5 protein-coding genes are annotated in these 6,091 nt (G+C 54.4%); all 5 read left to right on the plus strand.

Annotated elements, in window-relative coordinates:
• Positions 1-2,398: DNA-directed RNA polymerase subunit beta' (locus O3A94_16940; GenBank protein ID MDA1357935.1), on the plus strand; the 2,398-nt coding region annotated here is incomplete at its 5' end.
• Between the two features lie 361 nt (positions 2,399-2,759).
• On the plus strand, positions 2,760-3,131 hold the full coding sequence (gene rpsL, locus O3A94_16945; protein MDA1357936.1) for a 30S ribosomal protein S12: 372 nt from the start codon (positions 2,760-2,762) through the stop codon (positions 3,129-3,131).
• A gap of 13 nt (positions 3,132-3,144) precedes the next feature.
• Positions 3,145-3,615 carry a 30S ribosomal protein S7 gene (gene rpsG, locus O3A94_16950; GenBank protein ID MDA1357937.1) on the plus strand — a complete coding sequence of 157 codons (471 nt, stop codon included), beginning with the start codon at positions 3,145-3,147 and terminating at the stop codon, positions 3,613-3,615.
• A 26-nt stretch (positions 3,616-3,641) separates the two neighbouring features.
• On the plus strand, positions 3,642-5,717 hold the full coding sequence (gene fusA / locus O3A94_16955) for an elongation factor G (protein MDA1357938.1): 2,076 nt from the start codon (positions 3,642-3,644) through the stop codon (positions 5,715-5,717).
• A gap of 49 nt (positions 5,718-5,766) precedes the next feature.
• Positions 5,767-6,091: GTP-binding protein (locus O3A94_16960; GenBank protein ID MDA1357939.1), on the plus strand; the 325-nt coding region annotated here is incomplete at its 3' end.

Here is a 6,091-nt window from a genome sequence, read left to right on the forward strand (position 1 = left end):
GTTCGATACCGTCTATCGCCATTGCGGCCAGAAGGAAACCGTCATATTCGCCGACCAGGTGATGAAACTAGGCTTCAGCTACGCCGGTAAGGCGGGCATATCGTTCGGCAAGGACGATATGATTATTCCAGCTCAAAAGATCGAACTGGTTTCCAACACCTATCACCTAGTTGAACAGTATGAGCAGCAATATGCCGCCGGATTGATCACTCAGGGCGAAAAATATAACAAAGTGATCGACGCGTGGTCGCAATGCACCGACCGTGTCGCGACGGCGATGATGGCCGGCATGTCGGATTCTGCGCGCGACGATCTTCCGGAAAATGCCGGAAAAACCCTGAATTCGATCTACATGATGGCCCATTCGGGCGCGCGTGGCTCAGAAGCGCAAATGAAGCAGCTCGCCGGAATGCGCGGTCTCATGGCCAAGCCTTCAGGTGAAATCATCGAGACCCCGATTATCTCCAACTTTAAGGAAGGGCTTTCGGTTCTCGAATATTTCAACTCAACCCACGGCGCGCGTAAAGGCTTGGCTGACACGGCATTGAAAACGGCGAACTCGGGCTATCTTACCCGTCGCCTGGTCGATGTGGCGCAGGACTGCATTATCGTTGAAGAGGATTGCGGCACCGAGGCGGGTCTCACCGTGCGGGCGGTTATCGAAGGCGGCGAAGTTATTTCGCCGCTGGCAGAGCGGACCCTCGGCCGAGTGACATCGGTTGCTCTGAAGCATCCGGAAACGGGCAAGGTAGTTATCCCGGCCAACCAACTTCTTGATGAGCGCGATGTTGACCGTGTTGATGAAGCGGGGATCGAAGAGGTCATGATCCGCTCCGTTCTGACATGCGAGACCAAGGACGGCGTTTGCGGTCATTGCTACGGGCGCGATCTGGCACGCGGCACGGTGGTTAATATCGGTGAAGCGGTTGGCGTTATTGCCGCGCAATCGATCGGTGAGCCGGGAACGCAACTTACCATGCGGACCTTCCACATCGGCGGTACCGCGCAGCGCGGTACGGAGCAATCGAGTGTCGAAGCGGCACTAGATGCGACCGTGAAAATCGAAAACCTGAATGTCGTGACGGACAGTTCCGGCATTGAAGTTATCATGGGGCGTAATTGCGAGATCGTTTTGAAAGATAAACGAGGTGCGGAGCGCGCGCGCCATCGCCTGCCATACGGCGGCAAACTATTCGTCAAGGATGGTGAAAAGGTCGAAAAAGGACAGGCGCTCGCAACTTGGGATCCTTTCACGCTACCGCTTATTTCTGAGCTCACCGGCAAGATCCAGTTCATCGACATGATAGAGGGGCTGTCCTTTCGCGAAACCATGGACGAACAAACCGGCGTGTCGAATATGGTCGTCGTTGATTGGCGACAACAAGCCAAGGGCGGTGATTTGAAGCCACGCCTTGCTTTAGTCGACGGCGAGGCCAACCTCCTTCTTTTGGCGAGTGGACGTGAAGCGCAGTATTTTCTCTCCGTGGACGCCATTCTCAACGTCGAAAACGGCGATACTGTACATGCCGGCGATGTACTGGCGCGTATTCCAAGGGAATCGACAAAAACGCGCGATATTACTGGCGGTCTGCCGCGTGTTGCGGAACTGTTTGAAGCCCGTAAGCCGAAAGACCATGCGATTATCAGTGATATCGACGGGCGCGTGGAGTTCGGCAAGGACTATAAGTCCAAACGGCGTATCGTTGTGATTCCAGAAGACGGCGAAGAGCCCGTCGAACATCTGATTCCCAAAGGCAAGCATATCAGCGTGCAAGAGGGTGATTTCGTGCGCCGCGGCGACCCGTTGATGGACGGCAATGCAGCGCCGCATGATATTTTGCGGGTTATGGGTGTTGAAGCACTGGCCGTCTACCTAATCGAGGAAATTCAAGAAGTTTATCGTCTGCAAGGTGTGAAGATAAACGACAAGCATATTGAGGTGATCTGCCGGCAGATGATGCAAAAGGTCGAAATCACCGACCCGGGCGAAACAACATTCCTGATCGGCGAACAAGTGGACCGCACCGAATATGATGAAATTAACGCCCGCGCCGACCGGGATGGTCATGTAGCGGCTAAATCCATTCCGATTTTACAGGGCATTACCAAGGCATCTCTACAAACGCGTTCCTTCATCTCCGCCGCATCGTTCCAGGAGACGACGCGCGTGTTGACCGAAGCGGCGGTAGCCGGAAAATCTGACAATTTGGTCGGATTGAAAGAAAACGTCATCGTCGGACGCCTTATTCCGGCCGGAACGGGAAGTGTGGTTAACCGAATCAACCGTGATGCCGCTAAACGCGCATTGGAGCATCAATTAGCACTAGAGGCGGAGATATTGGGCGAAACTGAGGTGTTGGCGCCGCCTGCTGAGACGGCACCGGTGCCCGCTGAGTAAGCACACCGGTTGTATGACGGCGCTCATCTTCTGAGGTACCGAAGGAACGTTAAAGTAAAGGGCGAAAAGCCCAAGTTATGAGCGGTTTAACGCTTGACGCCGCGATGGGCCGAAACTATTATGCGCGCTCAGTTTGTAGGGCACGCTGGTTCTTTACTTAAACAGCGCCCGCGCAGACACCGACGTAGCAATATATTATGCCGACGAGCCGGCGAAACCAGCTCGTGAGAAGTGAACTTGGTTCGCTTCTCTTTTTTGCTGTGGAAATTGAAGTGCTGGCCTGAAGACGACCGACTCCAAGAAATTGACGATTGTTCGCTGATGTGGCGGACAACAAGCTTGAAGAGGAATTGAGTGGCACATGCCAACAATTAATCAACTGGTTCGCAAGCCGCGCAAAGCGCCGGTCAAGCGCAACAAGGTGCCAGCGTTGCAGGCTTGTCCGCAAAAGCGTGGAGTGTGTACGCGCGTTTATACAACGACGCCTAAGAAGCCAAACTCGGCGCTACGTAAAGTTGCGCGCGTTCGATTAACCAATGGCTTTGAAGTCACCAGCTACATACCAGGTGAGGGACATAATCTTCAGGAACATTCGGTTGTCATGATACGTGGCGGACGAGTGAAGGATTTGCCGGGCGTCCGCTATCACATCATTCGCGGAACACTGGATACGCAGGGTATTCAGGAACGCCGACAGCGCCGTTCGAAATACGGCGCTAAGCGTCCGAAATAGGGGAGTTCTTACTGTGTCACGGCGCCGCGCAGCGGAAAAAAGAGAAATTAATCCGGATCCGAATTTCGGCGACAAGATCGTTGCGAAATTCATGAATTCTCTCATGGACGACGGCAAAAAGTCGGTCGCGGAGAAGATCGTCTACGGCGCGTTCGAGAACATGCGCCGGCGCAGCAGCCAGGACCCGCTGCGGATGTTCCATGAGGCACTTGAGAATGTTAAGCCCACGGTAGAAGTTAGGTCGCGGCGTGTAGGTGGCGCGACATATCAGGTACCGACAGAAGTACGCTTTGAGCGGCGCCAAACTCTGGCAATCCGCTGGTTGATCGCCGCGGCCAAGGCACGCAGCGAAAACACCATGACAGACAGATTGTCCAACGAGTTGATGGACGCGGCTGCGGGACGGGGTTCCGCCGTCAAGAAACGTGAAGATACGCATCGCATGGCGGAGGCCAACCGCGCTTTTGCGCACTACCGTTGGTAGCGCCACCGGCGGATGGAATTTAGATAATGGCACGCAAGACACCCCTTAATCGGTTTCGTAATATTGGCATCATGGCGCACATCGATGCCGGAAAAACGACAACGACCGAGCGGATTCTGTTTTACACCGGAAAATCCTACAAAATGGGCGAAGTCCATGATGGCAGCGCCACCATGGATTGGATGGAGCAGGAACAGGAACGCGGCATCACCATCACCTCCGCCGCGACAACATGTTTCTGGCGTGACCACCGCATCAACATCATAGATACACCGGGGCATGTCGACTTCACCATTGAGGTCGAGCGCTCACTCCGTGTTTTGGATGGCGCGGTGGCGGTATTTGATAGTGTCGCCGGTGTTGAACCGCAAACCGAGACAGTTTGGCGCCAAGCCGACAAGTACGCTGTGCCGCGAATTTGTTTCGTCAACAAGATGGATCGGATCGGCGCTGATTTTTTCCGCACTGTTGAGATGATCAAAGATCGGTTGGGTGCGACCACTTTGGTTCTGCAAATACCCATTGGCACCGAAAGCCAGCATATCGGGTTGGTCGATATCGTTGCTATGAACTCGGTTATCTGGAAATCCGAGACACTCGGTGCCGAGTATGAAATCGGTGACATTCCGGCCGAGCTCTTGGAAAAAGCTGAGAGCCTGCATGCCGAGCTGGTGGAAAGCGTTGTGGAATTCGATGATCAGGCGCTTGAGGCCTTTTTAGAAGGCACCGAGCCTGATGAAGAAACTCTTAAACGCTGTATCCGCCGCGCCACGATTGAACGCAATATGGTGCCTATTTTGTGCGGCTCAGCGTTCAAAAACAAAGGCGTGCAACCACTGCTGGACGCAGTGATCGATTTTCTGCCGGCGCCAACCGATGTCACGGCGATCTATGGGACGGTTCCGGGCAAAGAGAACAAGGTCGCACGCGAGAGCAAAGACGACCAACCGTTTGCAGCGTTGGCATTTAAAGTTATGACCGATCCGTTCGTCGGATCGCTGACTTTCGTAAGAGTCTATTCCGGCGTTTTGGAAACCGGCGGTCAAGTGCTGAACAGCGTTAAGAATGAGAAACAACGCGTCGGGCGCATGCTTCTTATGCACGCCAACAGCCGGGAAGATATCAAGGAAGTCCGCGCCGGTGAGATCGTCGCCATTGCTGGACTGAAGAATACCACCACGGGTGAGACCCTGTGCGACGTGACCAATCCGGTCATTCTTGAGCGCATGGAGTTTCCCGAACCGGTTATCGAGGTAGCGGTCGAAGCGAAGACCAAAGTGGATCAGGATAAACTGTCTCTCGCGTTGGCGCGGTTGGCGGAGGAGGACCCATCTTTTCGGGTCGGATCGGACGCCGAAAGCGGCCAGACGATCATCAAGGGCATGGGTGAGCTACATCTCGAAATTTTAGTTGATCGTATGCGCCGCGAATTCAAAGTTGATGCCAATGTTGGCCCGCCGCAGGTAGCCTACCGAGAAACCATCACGCGCGCCGCAGAAGTCGATTATACCCATAAGAAGCAGTCGGGCGGCGCGGGTCAGTATGCGCGCATTAAAGTTGAGTTCGAGCCGCTCGAGCCCGGCATGGGTTTTCAATTCGACAGCAAAATTCGTGGCGGCAATGTGCCTACCGAATATATACCGTCGGTTCAAAAAGGCTTTGAAACAGCGCGTCAGACCGGTCCGATAGCTGGTTTTCCGGTAATCGATTTTAAGGCCAAGTTGGTTGACGGCGCTTATCATGATGTCGATTCAAGTGCGATGGCGTTTGAGATTGCCGCCCGGGCGGCTTTCCGTGAGGTGATGAGCCGCACAAAACCGGCGCTGCTGGAGCCGATGATGAAAGTCGAAGTCGTTACGCCGGATGATTATCTCGGCGATGTTATTGGCGATTTAAATTCGCGGCGTGGGCAAATTGAAGGCATGGAGCCGCGCTCAAATACCCAAGTCATTCGGGCACAAGTTCCGTTGGCGACGATGTTCGGTTACGTCAATACACTGCGCTCGCTGAGCCAGGGCCGCGCGCAGTTCACTATGGAATTCGATCACTACCAGCAAGTTCCCACAGCCGTTTCGGAAGAAGTTCGAGCAAAATTCGCATGAGATTTATCGCCTGACCGAAGCCGAGTGGACGTGAGAAGAGGAAAAGAAAATGGCTAAACAGAAATTTGAGCGTACGAAGCCACATTGCAATGTTGGCACGATTGGGCATGTCGATCACGGCAAGACGACGTTGACGGCAGCGATCACGAGGGTTCTGGGCGAGGCGGGCGGTGCTGTATTTGTGCCGTTTGATCAGATCGACAAGGCGCCGGAAGAGCGTGAGCGCGGCATAACGATTGCGACGGCGCATGTTGAGTATGAGACCACAGCGCGGCATTACGCGCATGTCGATTGCCCGGGTCACGCGGATTATGTGAAGAACATGATCACGGGTGCGGCGCAGATGGACGGCGCGATTTTGGTGGTATCGGCGG

Source organism: Pseudomonadota bacterium (assembly GCA_027624955.1).
Lineage (GTDB): Bacteria > Pseudomonadota > Alphaproteobacteria > UBA828 > UBA828 > PTKB01.

Excerpts from the sequence above, each read along its gene's own strand:
- rpsL (MDA1357936.1), top strand. The coding sequence starts at position 2,760 with ATGCCAACAATTAATCAACTGGTTCGCAAGCCGCGCAAAGCGCCGGTC.
- fusA (MDA1357938.1), top strand. The coding sequence starts at position 3,642 with ATGGCACGCAAGACACCCCTTAATCGGTTTCGTAATATTGGCATCATG.